General features: G+C 64.4%; 18 protein-coding genes and 1 pseudogene. 2 read left to right on the top strand and 17 right to left on the bottom strand.

Annotated features, from left to right (window positions below; genetic code table 11):
• Nucleotides 1–410: 410 nt before the first annotated feature.
• The 12 genes from AC07VS_RS22215 to AC07VS_RS22160 all read right to left on the bottom strand — a co-directional run bounded on the left by AC07VS_RS22215 (nucleotide 411) and on the right by AC07VS_RS22160 (nucleotide 11,434).
• On the bottom strand, nucleotides 411–1,391 hold the full coding sequence (locus AC07VS_RS22215; protein ID WP_494658402.1) for a Bug family tripartite tricarboxylate transporter substrate binding protein: 981 nt from the start codon (nucleotides 1,389–1,391) through the stop codon (nucleotides 411–413).
• A 1-nt stretch (nucleotide 1,392) separates the two neighbouring features.
• A complete protein-coding gene (catC, locus tag AC07VS_RS22210) occupies nucleotides 1,393–1,671 on the bottom strand; it encodes a muconolactone Delta-isomerase (protein ID WP_494752027.1) in 279 nt (92 codons plus the stop codon).
• Between the two features lie 16 nt (nucleotides 1,672–1,687).
• Nucleotides 1,688–2,515, bottom strand: coding sequence for a 3-oxoadipate enol-lactonase (pcaD, locus tag AC07VS_RS22205; protein WP_494752026.1), 828 nt, complete (start codon nucleotides 2,513–2,515; stop codon nucleotides 1,688–1,690).
• A 113-nt stretch (nucleotides 2,516–2,628) separates the two neighbouring features.
• Nucleotides 2,629–3,321: a 3-oxoacid CoA-transferase subunit B gene (locus tag AC07VS_RS22200; protein ID WP_494752025.1), complete on the bottom strand. Its 693-nt coding sequence runs from the start codon at nucleotides 3,319–3,321 to the stop codon at nucleotides 2,629–2,631.
• Between the two features lie 2 nt (nucleotides 3,322–3,323).
• The gene (locus AC07VS_RS22195) at nucleotides 3,324–4,025 is read right to left on the bottom strand and encodes a 3-oxoacid CoA-transferase subunit A (protein ID WP_492349786.1); all 702 of its coding nucleotides are present in this window, start codon (nucleotides 4,023–4,025) and stop codon (nucleotides 3,324–3,326) included.
• 52 nt (nucleotides 4,026–4,077) lie between these two features.
• A complete protein-coding gene (locus tag AC07VS_RS22190) occupies nucleotides 4,078–5,421 on the bottom strand; it encodes an MFS transporter (protein ID WP_494752024.1) in 1,344 nt (447 codons plus the stop codon).
• A 29-nt stretch (nucleotides 5,422–5,450) separates the two neighbouring features.
• The gene (gene benD / locus AC07VS_RS22185; protein ID WP_494752023.1) at nucleotides 5,451–6,245 is read right to left on the bottom strand and encodes a benzoate diol dehydrogenase BenD; all 795 of its coding nucleotides are present in this window, start codon (nucleotides 6,243–6,245) and stop codon (nucleotides 5,451–5,453) included.
• On the bottom strand, nucleotides 6,242–7,264 hold the full coding sequence (benC, locus tag AC07VS_RS22180; protein WP_494752022.1) for a benzoate 1,2-dioxygenase electron transfer component BenC: 1,023 nt from the start codon (nucleotides 7,262–7,264) through the stop codon (nucleotides 6,242–6,244). The genes benD and benC overlap by 4 nt, the downstream gene beginning before the upstream one ends.
• A 15-nt stretch (nucleotides 7,265–7,279) precedes the next feature.
• Nucleotides 7,280–7,771: a benzoate 1,2-dioxygenase small subunit gene (gene benB / locus AC07VS_RS22175; RefSeq protein WP_492349782.1), complete on the bottom strand. Its 492-nt coding sequence runs from the start codon at nucleotides 7,769–7,771 to the stop codon at nucleotides 7,280–7,282.
• The gene (locus AC07VS_RS22170; protein WP_494752021.1) at nucleotides 7,768–9,132 is read right to left on the bottom strand and encodes a Rieske 2Fe-2S domain-containing protein; all 1,365 of its coding nucleotides are present in this window, start codon (nucleotides 9,130–9,132) and stop codon (nucleotides 7,768–7,770) included. The genes benB and AC07VS_RS22170 overlap by 4 nt, the downstream gene beginning before the upstream one ends.
• A 111-nt stretch (nucleotides 9,133–9,243) precedes the next feature.
• Nucleotides 9,244–10,179, bottom strand: a complete 936-nt coding sequence (catA, locus tag AC07VS_RS22165) for a catechol 1,2-dioxygenase (protein ID WP_494752020.1) — start codon at nucleotides 10,177–10,179, stop codon at nucleotides 9,244–9,246.
• Nucleotides 10,180–10,246: 67 nt separating this feature from the next.
• Nucleotides 10,247–11,434 carry a muconate/chloromuconate family cycloisomerase gene (locus AC07VS_RS22160; RefSeq protein WP_494658411.1) on the bottom strand — a complete coding sequence of 396 codons (1,188 nt, stop codon included), beginning with the start codon at nucleotides 11,432–11,434 and terminating at the stop codon, nucleotides 10,247–10,249.
• A gap of 143 nt (nucleotides 11,435–11,577) precedes the next feature.
• On the opposite strand from AC07VS_RS22160, the gene AC07VS_RS22155 reads away from it, so the two are divergent.
• Nucleotides 11,578–12,618, top strand: a complete 1,041-nt coding sequence (locus AC07VS_RS22155) for a LysR family transcriptional regulator (RefSeq protein WP_494752019.1) — start codon at nucleotides 11,578–11,580, stop codon at nucleotides 12,616–12,618.
• Nucleotides 12,619–12,735: 117 nt separating this feature from the next.
• Here the strand turns inward: AC07VS_RS22155 and AC07VS_RS22150 are convergent, their stop codons facing one another.
• The 5 genes and pseudogenes from AC07VS_RS22150 to AC07VS_RS22130 all read right to left on the bottom strand — a co-directional run bounded on the left by AC07VS_RS22150 (nucleotide 12,736) and on the right by AC07VS_RS22130 (nucleotide 16,937).
• Nucleotides 12,736–13,215 carry a (R)-mandelonitrile lyase gene (locus AC07VS_RS22150; protein WP_492349777.1) on the bottom strand — a complete coding sequence of 160 codons (480 nt, stop codon included), beginning with the start codon at nucleotides 13,213–13,215 and terminating at the stop codon, nucleotides 12,736–12,738.
• Nucleotides 13,216–13,310: 95 nt separating this feature from the next.
• Nucleotides 13,311–13,472, bottom strand: a pseudogene (locus AC07VS_RS22145) (aldo/keto reductase); the annotation flags it as partial.
• Nucleotides 13,469–14,176 carry an MFS transporter gene (locus tag AC07VS_RS22140; RefSeq protein WP_494752018.1) on the bottom strand — a complete coding sequence of 236 codons (708 nt, stop codon included), beginning with the start codon at nucleotides 14,174–14,176 and terminating at the stop codon, nucleotides 13,469–13,471. The pseudogene AC07VS_RS22145 and the gene AC07VS_RS22140, both read right to left, overlap by 4 nt.
• A gap of 62 nt (nucleotides 14,177–14,238) precedes the next feature.
• Nucleotides 14,239–14,973 carry a response regulator transcription factor gene (locus tag AC07VS_RS22135; RefSeq protein ID WP_494752017.1) on the bottom strand — a complete coding sequence of 245 codons (735 nt, stop codon included), beginning with the start codon at nucleotides 14,971–14,973 and terminating at the stop codon, nucleotides 14,239–14,241.
• The gene (locus AC07VS_RS22130) at nucleotides 14,970–16,937 is read right to left on the bottom strand and encodes a PAS-domain containing protein (protein ID WP_494752016.1); all 1,968 of its coding nucleotides are present in this window, start codon (nucleotides 16,935–16,937) and stop codon (nucleotides 14,970–14,972) included. Before AC07VS_RS22130 ends, AC07VS_RS22135 begins: the two co-directional genes overlap by 4 nt.
• 140 nt (nucleotides 16,938–17,077) lie before the next feature.
• Here AC07VS_RS22130 and AC07VS_RS22125 point away from each other — a divergent pair, with 140 nt between their 5' ends.
• Nucleotides 17,078–17,314, top strand: coding sequence for a hypothetical protein (locus AC07VS_RS22125; protein ID WP_494752015.1), 237 nt, complete (start codon nucleotides 17,078–17,080; stop codon nucleotides 17,312–17,314).
• The last annotated feature ends 139 nt before the right edge of the window (nucleotides 17,315–17,453 follow it).

The raw sequence follows: 17,453 nt of genomic DNA, 5'->3' as shown, positions 1-17,453 counted from the left end.
CACCCATGCACCGTCGAACCAGGCAAGCCATTCGCTGCAACGAAGGCGACCAATCCATGTCGTCTCCTGCGGTGATGCGGTATGACAGCCGACCAAAGGAATCCTTGTGCCTGTCATGTCGGCACACGACCGTGTGTGATCCGCGACCTTGGAGCGAGGCAGACTCCGCGATGAATTGATGGCGATCGGTACTTCACCCATGGATACGAGCGTGGCTCATCGACGCCTCTGGGCCAGCCCCTGTGAGCCCGCAACGGCACCTGCCTCCTGGAATTCGGGCGCACCGATGAACTGGTACGCGACCAGGCCCGGAGTTCATGTTCGTGCTGGGCACCCCACTTGACGCAGGCGGTGTGCAGGCGGTGGTGAACCCGGTGGCGATCCGCTGAGGGCCTGGGCCGGGCGCGCACTCAGTCCAACCGGATACCCCGCTCCTGGATGAGCGCGCCCCAACGCAGCAGCTCCTTGTTCAGGTGCTCAGCCAGCGCCTGAGGTGTCGAACCGATCGGTTCAGCCCCCACGCTTTCGAGCTTGCGGACGATCTCGGGCTGACGCATGGCGGTGATCAGTGCCTTGTTCAGCCTGGCCACCACGTCTGGGGGCGTCCCTGCAGGCGCGAACACGGCAAACCAGGGTGACACCTCGTAGCCCGGCACGCCGGCTTCCGCGATGGTGGGCACTTCGGGCAATGCCGATGAACGCCGCGCCGAGGTCACGCCCAGCGCCTTCAACTTGCCCGACTGGATGTGGGGCCGCGCGGAGGTGATGCTGTCAAACATGAGATCGACCTGCCCACCGAGCATGTCGGTCACGGCCGGGCCACTCCCCTTGTAGGGGATGTGGAGCAGTTTCAGCTGAGCCATGGACGCAAACACTTCGCCGGCCAGATGGATGGACGTGCCGTTGCCGGCGGACGCATACGTCAGTTGGCCGGGCGCTTGCCTGGCGTGGGCCAGCACGTCCTTGACCGACTTGTCGCTGCTGCGGGCGGGATTGACCACCAGCACGTTCGGCACCACAGCGAGCAGGCTGACCGGCGTGAAGTCTTTCACCGGGTCGTAGCTGAGCTTGGGGTACAAGGCCTTGTTGGTCGCCATGCCGATCGAGGTGATCATGATCGTGTGGCCGTCAGCAGGCTGCTTGGCCACATAGTCAGCGCCGATGTTGCCCCCGGCGCCAGGTCGGTTCTCGATCACAAAGGCCTGCCCGAGGTCCTGGGCAAGGCGATCGCCGAGGGTACGAGCGATGACGTCCATCGCCCCACCCGGCGGGAACGGCACCACCCACTTCACGGGCTTGTTGGGCCATCGGGCTTCGGTCTGGGCTTGCGTGCCCCAGGGCAGCATGAGGCCTGCGGTCAGCATGGCCAGCGTTCTTCGGTTCATGGCCATGTCAGGCAATCGAAGACGGATGCTTGGCCAGCGGTGTGACCGTGATCTTCATGAAAGGAAACAGCGGCAGCTGGCTCAAGATGTCATGCAACTCGTCGTTGCTGGCGACGTCGAACACGCTGTAGTTGGCGTACTCGCCCACCACACGCCAGAGGTGAGGCCATTGGCCGGAGCGCTGAAGCTGCTGTGAGTAGGCCTTTTCGTCGGCCTTGATGCGGGCGGCCTCTTCAGGCGCAAGCGTCGAAGGAATGTCGACGACCATGTGAACCAGATACAGCATCGGTTTTCCTCAAAGATCAGGAAGCTTGTTCCAGGGTTGCAAGAAACTGAAGAACCGCTTGATTGAATGCCTGCGGTGCTTCGAGGTTGGAAAGGTGGGAGGCGGGCACCACCGCCAGCCCAGCGCCGGCAATGGCCGCTTGCATGGCCTGTGCATCGGCCACGGTCGTGACCGGGTCGGATGAGCCCGCCAGCAACAGGGTGGGTGTGGTGATTCGATGCAGGTCGGCGCGCAGATCGGACGTGGCCAGGGCCTCGCAACACGCTGCATAGCCTTGCGGCGCGATGCCGGCCATCCAGGATTGGGCACGTTGCACGACGGCCGGATGCGCCCGAACAAACTCAGCGCTGAACCAGCGGCCCGGCGCAGACTCGGCCAGGGCCAACAGGGCGGGTTTGCCGCCTTCACGCACCGCCTTGGCGCGCTCATGCCAGCCCTGCGCCGAACCGATCCGGGCCGCACTGTTGCAGACCGCAATGCCGTTGAACCGCTGGCCCGCATGGGCGCCCAGCCAAAGCCCGGTATGCCCCCCCATGGAGATGCCACAGAACGCGGCCTGCTCGATGTTCAGGGCGTCAAGCACGGCCAACACGTCCAGCCCCAGGTCCTCGAAGCTGCAAGGTCCGGGCGTGATCGGGCTGCCACCGTGTCCTCGTGTGTCGTAGCGGATCAGGCGGTGGCTTTTTGACAGCGCCTCGACCTGCGGGTCCCACATCTCCAGGGTGGTCCCCAGCGAATTGGAGAGGATCAAAGCAGGCGCAGCGGCATCCCCATCGACACAGACGCGGAACGTGCCGCGGGATGTGGCCAAGGGCGTTGGAAAGGAGGGGCTTGGTGGGGACATGGACTTCATCCTTCAAACACGTTCAGACACGTTCAAACATCGATCGAATGCAAGACAGCACACCGCCGTGCCGGCCGAAAGGCAGGCGAACAGTGTCGCCATTGAACACAGGCTCAGTCATGGGCCGTTCCACCGACTGAGGCCGGGCTGGGCGCGCAGGGGGCAATGGGGACGATGGGCAGGCCCACGATGTTTTCCAGCGCCTCCCGGCTGAGCCCCTCGACGGCGTCGATCAGCTGCAACCCATGGGGTGTACAGGCCAACGTCGCGAGGTCGGTGTAGACACGCTTCACGCAGGCCAGCCCCGTCAGGGGGTAGCTGCACTGCGCGACCAGCTTGCTCTGGCCCGACTTGCTCAGCAGGTCCATCATGACCCAGGTCTGCTTGGCGCCGATGGCCAGGTCCATGGCGCCGCCCACGGCAGGGATGGCGCCCGGCTCGCCGGTGCTCCAGTTGGCCAGGTCGCCCGTGGCCGACACCTGGAAGGCGCCCAGCACACAGATGTCGAGGTGGCCGCCACGCATCATGGCAAAGCTGTCGGCATGGTGAAAGAAGGCGCCGCCCGGCAGCAGGGTGACCGGCTGCTTGCCGGCGTTGATGAGGTCGTAGTCCTCCTGACCAGGGGCCGGTGCCGGGCCCATGCCCAGGATGCCGTTCTCGCTGTGCAGCACCACCTCGACACCTGCGGGCAGGTGATTGGCCACTTGGGTGGGCATGCCGATGCCCAGGTTGACATAGGCGCCGTCGAAGATGTCCTGGGCGACCCGCGCTGCGAGCTGATCCTTGGTGCGAGCTTGGTAGTCCATGTTCATGCTGCCTTCTTGAAGCCGCCAGCCTGCGTGGCAACGCGGTCGATCTGCACGATCTTGTTGACGAAGATCCCAGGCGTGACGATGGTTTCGGGATCCAGGGCGCCCAGTTCCACGATCTCGTGCACCGTGGCAATGGTGCGGCGTGCCGCCATGGCCATCACGGGGCCGAAGTTGCGCGCGGCCTGGCGATACACCAGGTTGCCCCAGCGGTCACCCGCCTCGGCCTTGATCAAAGCCACATCACCCCGGATCGGGTACTCGAGCACATGGTGTATGCCATCGATCTCGCGCGTTTCCCGGTCGCCCGCCAATTCGGTGCCGAAGCCGGTGGGGCAAAAGAAGGCCCCGATGCCCGCACCGGCCGCACGGATGCGTTCTGCCAGATTGCCCTGCGGAACAAGTTCTAGCTCCAGCTGGCCGGCCCGGTACAGGCCATCGAAGACCTGGCTGTCCGCCTGCCGCGGAAAGCTGCAGATGATCTTGCGCACCCGCCCGGTCTTGAGCAACGCGGCCAGACCGGTCTCGCCGTTGCCGGCGTTGTTGTTGACCACCGTGAGATCGCGTGCACCTTGCTCAATCAGGCCCTCGATCAACTCATTGGGAATGCCGGCCGTGCCGAAGCCCCCGATCAGGATGGTGGCCCCGTCGGGGATGCCGGCCATCGCCTCGGCCACCGAGTTGGCGATTTTGTTGATCATGAAAATCTGTCTTTCAAAGCAAGGATGGAAGAGGTCGCTGCAAAGCGTGGGCTCAGTTCAGCGCCACGCCAGAGGCCGTTACGGCCTTGGCTTGCGCAGCACGGCTGTGCTGGATGCAGAACACGGCCACCGCAGCGATCACGGCCGGCAAGGCGATGGCCAGAAAGTTCTTCTCCAGCGGCAAGGCCATGGCCACCAGGCTGCCGATGACGATCGGGGCCAGGATGGCACCGCTGCGCCCGACACCCGAGGCCCAGCCGATGCCGGTGGAACGCACAGCCATGGGGTAGTACTGACCGACGTAGGCATAGGTCACGATCTGGGTGCCGATGGTCGAAGCGCCGGCCAAGCCGACCAGAACAAACAACACCGAAGTGGGCACCGGATAGCCCAGCAGGGTGATCGACACCGCGGCCAGCAGGTACATGCCGACCAGCACGTACTTGATGGGAAAGCGGTCGGCCAGCCAGCCGCCACCGATGGCGCCGAACATGCCGCCGAAGTTCAGCACCAGCACAAAGGTCAGCGCCGAACCCAGGGTGTAGCCAGCCCCCGCCATCAACTTGGTCAGCCACGAGCTCAGGGCGTAGACCATGAACAGGCACATGAAAAAGGCCACCCAGAACATCACGGTGCTGAAGCCACGGCCCTCTTGGAACAGCTTGCCAATGGGGGCACTCGCATCGCGGTCTTGCTGCGGCAAGTCGAAGCAATCACCCGGCTGCGGCTGGAAGGCCGGATCGAGCTTCACGGCGATGGCCTGCAGCCGGGCCACCTGCTGGGTTTTGATGAGAAAGGGCATGGACTCGGGCATGGCCTTCAAGACCACCGGGATCAGCAGCACCGGCAGGCCCGCGGCCAGGAACACCGAGGGCCAACCATAGCTCTCGATCAGCCCCTTGCCCACCACAGCCGCCAGCATGCCGCCCACGGCGTAACCGCTGAACATCAGCGTGACCATCGTGCTGCGGACCTTGCGGGGTGCGTACTCGGTCATCTGCGCCACCACGTTCGGCATCACGCCCCCAATGCCCAGCCCCGCCAGAAAGCGCATGACGCTGAAGGTCACCGGATCACTGCTGAAGCCCGCCGCTGCGGTGAACACGCTGAACAGGGCGATGCAGATCGCAATCGCCATCCGGCGCCCGATGCGATCGGCAACAGTGCCCAGGAAGATGGCGCCAAACATCATGCCGAACAGGGCTGAGCTGACCATGAAGCCCGCGTTGGTGGGGCTCACGCCCATCTGTTTCATGATCGAGGGCAAGGCAATGCCCGCCACGGCCAGGTCGTAGCCGTCAAAGATGATGATCAAGGCGCACCAGAGCAGCACGCCCCGGTGGAATCCGCTGAATCTGGCCTCGTCTGCCAGCTTGTGCAGGTCGATGTGTCTCATGGGTTGTCTCCGTTTTGTTGTTGTGGGGGTCAGCCCTGGTCGCCGCCGGCCACAGCCAAGACCGAGCCAGTGATGTAAGAAGACTCGTCGGACGCCAGGAACAGGATCGGGGCCACCTGTTCGTCGATGGTCCCGTAGCGGTGCATGAGGCTCGATTCCTTGGTCTGATCGATGACTCCCTGGTACCAGGCCGCCTCGGTGGCCGTGGGCTGGCTGGGAGCCGCCTGGTTGCGAGGCACGCGCCGTGGTGGGGCTTCGGTGCCGCCCGGGGCCGTGGCGTTGATGCGGATACCGTGCCGGGTGTGCTCCATCGCCAGGGAGGCCGTCAAGGCGTTCACGCCCCCCTTGGCAGCCGAGTACGGCACACGATGAACGCCCCGCGTGGCCACCGAGGACACGTTGACGATCACGCCCTGCCGGCGCTCCACCATGTGAGGCAAGACCGCCCGGCAGCACCACAGGGTTGGAAACAGCGAACGGCGGATCTCCGCTTCGATCTGCTGCTCTTCGTAGTGCTCGTAAGGCTTGGCCCAGATCGTGCCACCCACGTTGTTGATCAGCACATCGACGCGACCGAAATGGGCCAGACATTGCGCCACCGCGTGCTGCGCACCGGCATAGGTTTCGAGGTCGACCTGGGCCGAGGCAACCACCCCGCCGGCTGCGCGGATCTGCGCCACCACCTCATCGACGATGTCGGAGCGGTCCACCGCCAGCACCTGGGCGCCCTCGGCCGCAATGCGCAGCGCGACACCACGTCCGATGCCCTGGGCCGCGCCGGTCACCAGCACCACCTTGGCTTGAAAGCGTTGCGTCTTGCTCATGCGGCCACCGTCTGGTTGGGGGTGAACTTCTCATAGTGGAAGCTGGCGGGCTCGATGGCCTCGGCCCTGAAGTGCTTCTGCACCGCCTCCACCATCGGTGGTGGGCCGCACAGGTAGACATCGACATTGCCGCCGTGCAGTGCCTGCGCCGGCATGTGCTGGGTCACATAGCCCTGGCGCTCGTGCCGGGTCTGCGGGTCCGCCACACAGGTGCCAAAGGTGAACCCCGGGATGCGCCGCGCGTACTCGACGAGCCGATCCACCATGACCAGGTCCTGGTCGCGCGTGACGCCATAGATCAGGTGCACGGCTTGCTGGATGCCCTGCTCTGCCAGCACCTCGAGCATGGACAGGAAAGGCGCCAACCCGGTGCCGCCGGCCAGGAACAGCAAAGGCCGGGTCACGGCGCGCAGGTAGAAGCTGCCCAACGGGCCGCTCAGCTGCAGCGCCTGCCCTGCCTGGGCCGCCTCGAGCCAGCCGCTCATCAATCCCGCAGGCACCTGTTTGATCATGAAGCTCAGGCGCTGATGCCCTGGCGCAGAACTGAAGGAATACGCGCGGTGCTGGCCACTGCCGGGCACCTCGATGTTGACGTACTGCCCCGGCAGAAAGGCCGGGGCATCAGAGGCGACATCCAGCACCAGTTCGTAGGCGGCGTCACCAAAGGACGTGACCCCGCTCACCGTGGCAGCGAATCGAGCGGTGCCGGTCTTGCAGGCTGTCGATGGCACGGGCACGGCGATCACGCAGTCCGACGTCGGAACCATCTGGCAGGTCAGCACCAGGCCCTCGTCGGCCTCGTCCTGTGTCAACGCTTCTTCGATGTAGTCGTCGCCGAGCTCATAGCTGCCCGCTTCCGCGCGGCACTTGCAGGTTCCGCACACGCCGTCGGAGCAATCCATGGGCAGGTTGATGCGATGGCGAAAGGCGGCGTCCAGCACCTTCTCTTGGGCGCCGCACTCCACGAAGCGGGTCACCCCATCCTCGAAGTTCAAGGCGATGCGGTAGTTGTGGGTCATGTGGGTTCCCGCCTCTCAGATGTGATAGATGTCGACGACCTGGCTGATGTAGTCGTTCTTCAGCACGATCTTCTTGCGCTCAATCAGGTAGCCGGCGTCACCGCCCTGGCGCAGGGTCGCGTAGATCGTGCCGAAGTAGTGGTCGGTCGACTTGTAGCGGTGGCTGAGCGTGTGGAAGTTGTAGCGGATGTCCACGGCCCCACCCCGGTCTTCGAGCACCTCCACATTGGTGAGCATGTGGCTGGTGCGCGGCTCGGGCATGGAGGCGCTGGAGCGCTCGGTCTTGATGCGAAAGACCCGGTCTTCAAGCCCGTTGCGGTTCGGGTAGTAGATCAGCGAGATCTGGCTTTGCGGGTCGTCGGTGAGTTGGTCATCGTCGTCCCAGGCCGGCATCCAGTACGTCACGTCCGGGGCATACAAGGCCAGCCAGGCATCGAACTCGCGGTCATCCAGGTGCCTGGCCTCGCGGTACAGAAAGGTGCAGATGTCTGCGTAGTTCGCGATCATGACTTGGCTCCTTCACGTTCCTGTTGCAGCCCTTTTTTCATGGTCTTGGCCCAATACTCGTGCTGGCACACGAACAGGCCTTCGTCTTCGCTGCGCTCACCACTGATCAGCGGCTTCATGCCCATCTTGCTGGCGTTCTCATCCGGGCCGGCCACCCACAAGGGGGCACCGCGACTCAGGTCGTTCCAGGGGGCTGCCTTGCCTGCATAGCCGGTCTGGCAGGATCGGAACTCCTCCAGATCATCGGCCGTGCCCATGCCGGACACGTTGAAAAAGTCCTCGTACTGGCGGATGCGCAACGCACGGTCCTCGGCGCTCTCACCCTTGGGGCCAAAGCAATAGATGGTGACCTCGGTCTTGTCGACGCTGATGGGGCGCGTCACGCGGATCTGCGTGGAGAACTGGTCCATCAGGTACACATTGGGGTACAGGCACAGATTGCGCGTCTGGCTGACGATGAACTCGGCCCGGCTCTCACCCAGGCGCTGTTGAAGCTCCTCGCGGCGGTTGTAGACCGGGCGCACCTCGGGGTTCATGGTTTGGGTCCACAGCAGGATGTGGCCGTTCTCGAAGCCGTAGACACCGCCCACGCTCTTGCTCCAGCCATTGGCGTCGACCGCCTTGGTGCCGCCGTCGGCGCGACGGCCCATGGTGGCCGCGTAGTTCCAGTGCACGGAGCTGACGTGGTAGCCGTCACTGCCGTTTTCCATCTGCAGCTTCCAGTTGCCGTCGTAGGTATAGCTGGAGTTGCCGCGCAGCACCTCCAGGCCCTCGGGCGCCTGGTCGACGATCTGGTCGATGATGACCTTGGTCTCGCCCAGGTAGTCATCCAGCGAAGGCACATCGGCGTTCAGGCTGCCAAACAGAAAGCCCTTGTAGCTCTCGAAGCGCGCGACCTTTTTCAGGTCGTGCGAGCCTTGCTGGTTGAACTGCACCGGGTACTCGGTGGTCTTTTCGTCCTTGACCTTGAGCAGCTTGCCGGTGTTGTTGAAGGTCCAGCCATGGAAGGGGCAGGTGAAGCTGCCCTTGTTGCCGTGCTTTTTGCGGCACAGCATCGCACCGCGGTGCGCACAGGCATTGATCACGGCATTGAGCTGGCCATCCTTGCCACGCGTGATGACGATGGGCTGGCGACCGATGGTGGTCGTGAAGTAGTCGTTGATCTCGGGGATCTGGCTCTCATGAGCCAGGTAGACCCAGTTGCTCTCGAAGATGTGCTTCATCTCCAGCTCGAAAAGCGCAGGGTCGGTGAAGATGTCGCGACGGCAACGGAAGACGCCAGCATCTCGATCTTCCTGCAAGGCGTTGTCCAGCAGCTTTTCAACGTCGCCGTACTTGTCGGGGCTTGTGCTCGTGTTCATGGCTAGGTTTCTTTGGGGTGAGGTCATCCCCCACGACGAGCGTCGCGGCTTGCAGCAGGGGATGTGGGAGTGACTGCTGCGGCGGCGGCCTGCACCGCAGCACGATCACGCTCAGGCGGCCAGGCGGGGGCGGTCGACGATCTGGTTGTCAACGCCTTGGACCAGCGCGCTGAGGCGGATGTCAAAGACGATCTCGGCGAAGGGGCCGTTCAGCCCTTCTGCCTGGATGCTGGCCGCATCCGTGCGCTCGACCAGCGGAGGAACCAGGCCTTCGCGGGTGGCGTAAGCAAAGTCATCGAAGACCAGCGGATCACCGTCGATGTTGATTTGCGTGGTCAGCTTGCGATGACCTTCGGCCGTGACGAAGAAGTGGATGTGCGCCGGTCGATTGCCGTGACGGCCCAGCTGGTTCAGCAGGGCCTGCGTCGGGCCATCAGGCGGGCAGCCGTAACCCACGGGCACGATGCTCTGGAATTTGTAGCGGCCCTGTGCATCGGTGACGATGGTGCGGCGCATGTTGAACGGGCGCTGCTCGCCAGTGGGATCAAAGTGCGAATAGAAGCCCTTGGTGTTGGCGTGCCAGACCTCGACCGTGGCATTGGGCACCGGCTGGCCGTCGGCGCCGTAGACCGTGCCGTGCATGATCAGGGTGTGGCCCTTGGCATCGCTGCCGTCATCGAGGCGGGCAAAGCCCTTTTCCACCGGAGCGCCAGCCACGTACAGCGGGCCCTCGATGGTCCGCGGCGTGCCATTCTCGACGCCCAGTGCGGCATCTTCTGCATCCATGCGCATGTCAAAGTAGCGGTCCAGCCCCAGGCCGGGCGACAGCAGACCGGCCTCGCCGCGTGCGCCAAGCTGATTCAGGTAGGCCATGCCGGCCCAGTATTCGTCCGAGGTGATGTCCAGGTCTTCGATGGCCTTGAACAGGTCAGAAAGGATGCGGAACACGATTCGCTTGGTGCGGGGGTTGCCGCCGTTCTGGTCCAGGCCGCTGGCCAGGCGCAGGAAATCCTGAACTTCCTGGGTTTTGAAAATTTGAACACTCATCGCAGTCTCCGTTGGGTAGGGGTTTGAAAGGGGTCAGGTGGGCCGCGCTCTGGGGCGCCAGGTCCCGTCAGCTCAGCGGCGCGGCGGCAGGGCCGACCGTTGTGCGGGTCCGGTCGCGGCGGAAGTGCTGGACACGGTCCTCGTCCAACGCGATGCCCAGCCCGGGCAGCGCAGGCACGGTGAGGTGGAAATCCTGGTACTCGAGCGGCTGGGCCAGGATCTCCTCGGTCAGCAGCAGGGGGCCGAACAGTTCGGTGCCCCAGCGCAGCTCGCGGAAGGTGGAGAACACATGGGCCGAGGCCATCGTGCCCACGGCGCCTTCCAGCATGGTGCCGCCGTACAGGTCGATGTGGGCCGCCTCGGCAATCGCTGCCACATGCTGGGCCGCCTGCAGCCCGCCGGACTGCTCGATCTTGATGGCGAAAACATTGGCACCGGCCACGCGGGCCAGAGCAAAGGCGGTCTCCGGCCCCATCAGGGATTCATCGGCCATCAACGCGATCGGGTACTTGCCTGTGAGGCGAGCCAGGGCATCCACGCTGGCCACCGGCTGCTCGACCAGCTCACAGCCCGCATCGACCAGGCCTGCCAGACCATGCTGGGCGTCCAGCTCGCTCCAGGCCATGTTCACGTCCACGCGCACCGAGGCCTGGTCGCCCAGCGCCTTCTTGATCGCGGCAACGTGCGCAACGTCCTCGCGTACCGGACGGCGGCCGATCTTGAGCTTGAAAATCTGATGCCGGCGCAGTTGCAGCATGCGCTGCGCTTCGTCGATGTCACGACCGGTGTCGCCAGAGGCCAGGGTCCAGGCCACCGGCAGGCGATCCCGCAGGCGGCCGCCCAGCAGTTCTGACACCGGCAGGCCGGTGCGGTGGCCCAACGCGTCGAACAGCGCGGTCTCGACCGCACACTTGGCAAATCGGTTGTCGCGGATGGCGACGTTCAGGCGGGCCATCAAGGCGGCCACGCGGTTGGCATCGGCACCGATGAGCTGGGGTGCAAAGTAGGTGTCGATGGCCAGCTTCATCCCCTCGGGCGACTCGGCGCCATAGGCCAGACCTCCGATGGTGGTGCCTTCGCCAATGCCCACCGTGCCATCCGAGCAGCGGATGCGTACCAGCATCAGCGTCTGGCCGTTCATGACGGCCATCGACAGTTTGTGAGGACGGATCGTGGGCAAATCGACCAGCATCGTCTCGACACGTTCGATGACCACGGGGCCGGCGGCGGCTGTTGGGCGGGCGGTGTTTTGCATAGCCCGTATTGGACGGAAACAGGCCGTTCAAGGCCAACACCATATTCATCTAATACGATACCTATTAGGTATGATCACCATGCTTTTTATTGAAAAACAAGCACTTACATCAACAGTATCCCAACCGGCTATGGTTTTCCCCTATGGATCTGCGCCAACTCAGGTATTTTGTGGCGGTAGCCACCACCCGCAACTTCACACGTGCGGCCGAGCAGATGCACATCGCTCAGCCACCGTTGAGCCGGCAGATCCAGCAGCTTGAAGAGGAACTGGGCGTCCAACTCATCCAGCGCAACAGCCGTCCGTTGCGGCTCACCGAGGCGGGCAGGTTGTTCTACGAACAGTCGCTGCAGGTGCTGCACCGGGTCGATCAGATGAAAAGCACGGCACGGCAGGCCGGGCGCGACCACCGACAGTCGATCACGATCGGCTACGTGCCAACCACGCTGTACGGCGGTCTGCCGATGCTGGTGCGGATCTTTCGCCGCCGCTACCCCGACACCGATGTGCATCTGGTCGACCTGGGCTCGATCCAGCAGATCAGCGAACTCAAGTCGGGCCGCATCGACCTGGGGCTGGGGCGCCTGCGCAGCCATGACACCTCGGTGGCACGCAGGGTGCTGCGCGAGGAACGGCTGGTGCTGGCCATCCCGCCGGCCTGGCCGCTGGCCGCCGAGAGCGGGCCGGTCCCGCTGCATGAGCTCGATGGCCTGCCCATGCTGGTGTTCCCCAAAGAGCCCCGCCCCAGTTTTGCAGACCATGTGCTGGGCCTGTTGCACGAGAAAGGCGTGAAGCTGGCCGAGGTGCACGAAGTGCGAGAGCTACACACCGCACTGGGCCTGGTCGCGGCCGAGGTGGGCTTGTGCATTGTGCCGGCGGCGGCGCGCCTGCGCTCTGATCTGGTCTATCGGCTGATCGCCGACGAGACCGCCACCTCGCCCATCATCCTGAGCCATCGCCTCAACGATGACTCGTGGTACATCGGGGCCGTCAAGCAGCTCATCGCGGAGATGTACGCCCAAAACCCGCCCTGGCTGGACTTTCAGACCAACGCCTTTCCATCGGATCTGACAACCGGTGGCGAGCTGAAGCTCGACCGGGATAGCGCCACGCTCAAGCAAGACCGCGGCAGCCAAGCCCACGGACAGGATCAGGCAGCGGGCGTCAGCGATCCAAAGCGCTAGGCCGCCGTTCACGCCGCCATCCATCAAAAAGTCGCTGCCGGCGATGAAGCTGCCGGCTGGGCCCCTCATCTTCATCATCGATTTTTTTCAGAAAGCAGGCCCTGAAAGCAGCCTGGCTCAGGATGCCGGGCGCTGCTGATATTGCGCGTCGGTCACGGCCTCCAGCCAGTCGGCGGCACTGCCGTGCAGGACCTCGGTGATCGCCGTGTGGGTCATGGCGCTGTCGGGGGCCGCCCCATGCCAATGCTTGGCATGGGGCGGGATGTGCACCACGTCACCGACGCGGATCTCTTCCACCGGGCCACCCCAGCGCTGGATGCGGCCGACGCCGGCCGTGACGATCAAGGTCTGGCCCAGCGGGTGGCTGTGCCAGTGGGTGCGAGCGCCGGGATTGAAAGTGACCGCGCCGGCCGAACTGCGCTCTTCGCCACTGGGCACTTGCAGCATCTCGACGCTGACACGGCCAGTGAAATACTGCTCAGGGGCCGCATTGACAGGGCGGTGGCCCGCTCGGGTGATCTGCAGACCGGTGTCGGCGGCCAAGGCCGTATCGGGCGCGGCCTGGGGCAGGCCGCCAGCGGTGAAGAGAGGGTTCATGGGGTGTTCCTTGAAAGGGTTGGAGGTGATCAACGCCCGACACGAGCGGCCAGTTGCACAGGATAACGGGCGCCCTGCACAGGAATGCGTTCCAGCACCTCGGCGGTGTCGGAGAAGGTCACGCCACGCTCGATCGCCTGCCGGATCAGTTGCACGGCAGTCACGCGATCGACACCGGGTCCGTCGCCGAGGCCCATGCAGCCCAGGCCAAGGGCCGAGACTTGAAGGCCACTGCGGCCCGATTGACCATGTTTCATGAGGCGTCCTTTCTGAAGCCGTGCGATGTCAGTACCACCGGGTCATGGCCCCTGGCGGCGCGCTTTTGAAGCACAAACAGCAGCACCGTGACCAGCGACAGCGCCAGCAAAACCGCACTGCCGCCCAGGCAATTGGCCACCCGATGGGCCAGGTCGACCTTGCTGTCCGTGACGGAGCCCGTGCCTGGGTGGGCGCTGCCCGAAAACACCACGACCAGCCAAGCCAGGCCGAGCGAGCCGCCCAACTGGTGCGCGGCATTGACCAGGCCAGAGGCCGCACCAGCGTCCTGGGCTCGCACGCCGGCCACTCCGGCGATGGTCAAGGGGCTGAGCGTCAGCCCCTGGCCCACCCCCAGCACCACCATGGGCCAGGCCACATTGGCCAGATAGCTGCCCTGGGGACCGAGCTGCGCCAGCCACGCCATGCCCAGCACCCCTTGCAGGTATTGGGTCAGGTAGAACCAGAAGCCGATCACGCCGGCCAAGAACAAGACCCGGGCAGCATAAGCCCCCGAGCGCACGCGGCTGTCAAAAAGCCGCAGCGGCAACAGAGGTTCTGCGGCACGGGCCTCATGGACGATGAAGCCGATCAGCAGCAGCCCCCCCAAACCCAGCGGACCCCAGCTGTGGGCCGACAGCCAGGTGGTCTCCGGCGCCTCGACCAGGCCATACACCAGGGCCAGCATGCCCAGGGTGGACAACAAGGCGCCGGCCAGACATTGACAAGGCCCGGCACTGAGGCACCAAGCGCCCCCTGCGGACACGGTCAGCGCCAACTGACCTGCGCCATGAGCATGTAGCCCGCGCCATAGACGGTCTTGATGATTTTCGGGTTCTGTGGATCGGCTTCGAGCTTTCTGCGAATGCGCGAGATTCGGACGTCGATGGTGCGGTCAGCGGGCGACAGGTCGCGCTGGGCCAGCAAATGCTCGCGATTCAGGATCTGGTGGGGCCGCAACAGAAAGGCACGCAGCACCTCCGCCTCGGCCACGCCCAACAAGTGGGTGGCGCCATCGCTGCCCGTCAGGGTGTTGGACGACGCATCGAAAATCCAGCCTGCAAAGTGCGCATGACGCGCGGACTCTGCCCCCGGCGACGGGGCTCGGCGGCGACGCAGGATGCTGCGCACCCGGGCCACCAGCTCGCGCGGCTCGAAGGGCTTGACCACGTAATCGTCGGCACCCAGCTCCAGCCCCATGACCCGGTCGATCATGTGGCCGCGCCCGGTCAGGACGAGCAAGCCGCAACTGGACTGCAGGCTGATCTGTCGCAGCAGCTCGATGCCATCGATGTCAGGCAAACCGAGGTCGACGATGCACAGATCGGCGGATTCCTGTTTCAAGCGCCGCAGCACCGAGCTGCCATTGCGAAACCACTCGGTGGCAAAGCCGAACTCGGCCAGGCTGCGGGTCACGATCTGGGCCACGGCCTCGTCGTCTTCGATGACGTAGATCAGGGGCTGGGTCGGGCTGCCTGATGCTGGTTTCACCGGGCGCGTCATGCGCCGATCTCCCGCAACGCGGCACTGAGCTCGGCCTTGCCAAAGGGCTTGGCCAACAAAGGGGTGTCCAGAGGCCCTTCGGATTCTGCGGCGTACCCGCTCATCAATAGGATGTGCGCCACCTCGCCGGATCGTCGGGCATACCGGGCCAACTCCCGGCCATCAATGGCCCCGGGCATCACGATATCGGACAGCAACAACTGGATGTTGGGCGTCTGATCCAGGATGTCCTGGGCTTCTGCTCCGTTCTCGGCCTCCAGCACCGCGTAGCCCAGGTCAAGCAACAGGCGGCGCACCGTGACCCGGACCTGAACATCATCATCGACCAGCAAGGCCAACCCGGCCTGGGTCGGCGGCAACACGAGCGGCGCGGGGTCCAAGGCTTGCGCCACCGCATCAGGCGGTGCCTGCGGCAGCCAGAGGCTGACACAGCAGCCTTTGCCAGGACTGCTCTGGATGTCAATGCCGCCACCACTTTGCCGCACAAAGCCGTAGACCATCGACAGCCCCAGGCCCGTGCCCTGCCCTGCCGATTTGGTGGTGAAGAAGGGCTCGAACACGCGGGCCCGGGTGCTGGCATCCATGCCACAGCCGTTGTCACTGACCTGCAGGCAGGCGTAGGCACCAGGCTCCAGCCCCAAATGCGAGGCCTGAAGCCCATCGAGTTGTTGGTGCGTGCTGCGCACCTCGATGCGTCCGTGCCCGGCGGTGGCATCGTGGGCGTTGAGGATGAGGTTCAACAAGGAGTTCTGCAACTGCTGGGGATCAACCGACACCATGATCGGCGCCGGGCTCACCTGGGTCACCAGTTGCTGCGTGCTGGGCAAGGTGTGCTTGACCAGATCTTGCACCCCACCCACCAAGGGGTTCAGATCGACGATCCGTGCCTCAATGGCTTGCTTGCGCGAAAAAGTCAGCAAGCCCCGGATCAGCTTGGTGCCGCGGCGCACCGCCTCGATGGCTGGCTGGATGTACTCGCCCACGTGGGCCTGTGCCGGCGCCTGCTCCGCCAGTGCTGTGAGGTTGCCCAGCACGACCATGAGAATGTTGTTGAAGTCGTGCGCCAGGCCTCCGGTCAGCTGCCCCAAGGCCTCCATCTTCTGGGCCTGGACCAGCAACTCCTGGGCGCGCCTCTCTTCGGTGATGTCGAAGGTCAATTCGAAACAGCCGATCACCTGCGCATCGGCATTCAACTCGGGGATCAGCGTGGTCCGGGCCATCAAGGTTCGCCCGTCAATGGTGTGGATGTGGTACTCGAACGTGACCGGCCTGCCCTGGAGGGCCTGGGCCACATTGGGTTTGATCTGGGTGTAGGTCTCCAGGCCCAGGAACTCGCGGGCACTGACCTTTTCAGGTTGGCTGGGGTCCAGGCCAAACCAATCCTGGTAACCCCGGTTGATGAAGCGGTAATTGCGATGCTGGTCAAAGTACGCCACCAGCGCAGGGATCGAGTCGGTGATCAGGCGCATCTGCGCCTCGCTGCGGCGCAGCTCGATGGTTCGCTCTGCGACGCGGGTCTCCAGCAATGCGTTTTGATCGCGCATCATCTGCTCGGCACTGCGCTGCTCGGTGACGTCGGTGTACACGGTCAGAAATCCGTGCCCCGGCACACTCACGCCAGTGACCCGCAGCACGGCGCCTGAAGGCGTCACGTGCTCCAGCGAATGAGGCTCACCACGCCGCGCCACACGCAAGCGCTCCTGGATCAGGGCCTCGACATCGCCACCCCCCTCATCGTGTCGGGCCGCGTTGAAGCGAATCACCGCCTCCAGCGGGCTGCCCCGCTGAACCAGGGCCGGGGGCAGGTCCAGCAGACGCAGAAAGGCCTCGTTCCAGGCCAGCAAGTGCAGGTCATCATCCACCAGGGTGAAACCTTGCTCGACCCGGCTCAGAGCGGCATACAAGGGCGTCGAGCGTTCCGCAGGGCGGATGGGCTCGACAGGGAACAGCGAACTCAAGAGCATCTCCTGCGCAGTTGAAATGCGTGCCGGCGGAATTGTAGGAGCAAGGCACGGGGCCGGGTTTGCATGCAAACATTCGTCACATTTGCCCAAAACTGCTGCAAACATGTTCTGTGAAGATCCTGCCCAAAAGCAGGAGACCCATGAACGAGCAGCGCGGCCACCCCATTGAAGACCCGAAGGTGAGCAGGCAGGCCGCCTTCGCCAAGCCCCTCACCGAATCCGCCATCGTGCGGCTTGCCGGTGTTTCGGGTGGCCACAGCGCCGCATTTGCACACCTATTTGCGCACCTGTCCGGTCTGGTCACAGGGTGCACCCCCCCATCACAGTCAAGTCCGTGGACCTCAAACAAGCCGGGGCGTGCCGCAAACGGCCTGTGACGTGAACAACACGCGGGTGCATGACGGCAAAGCCAAGGCCATGCCCCCGTTCAGCGAACGCAAAAAACCCAACAACAGGAGCCATGAAATGAAGATTCTCGTCCCCGTCAAACGCGTGGTGGACTACAACGTGAAGGTT

Source organism: Curvibacter sp. GW821-FHT01G03 (assembly GCF_059422285.1).
This window is presented reverse-complemented; position numbering and strand designations above follow the sequence as displayed.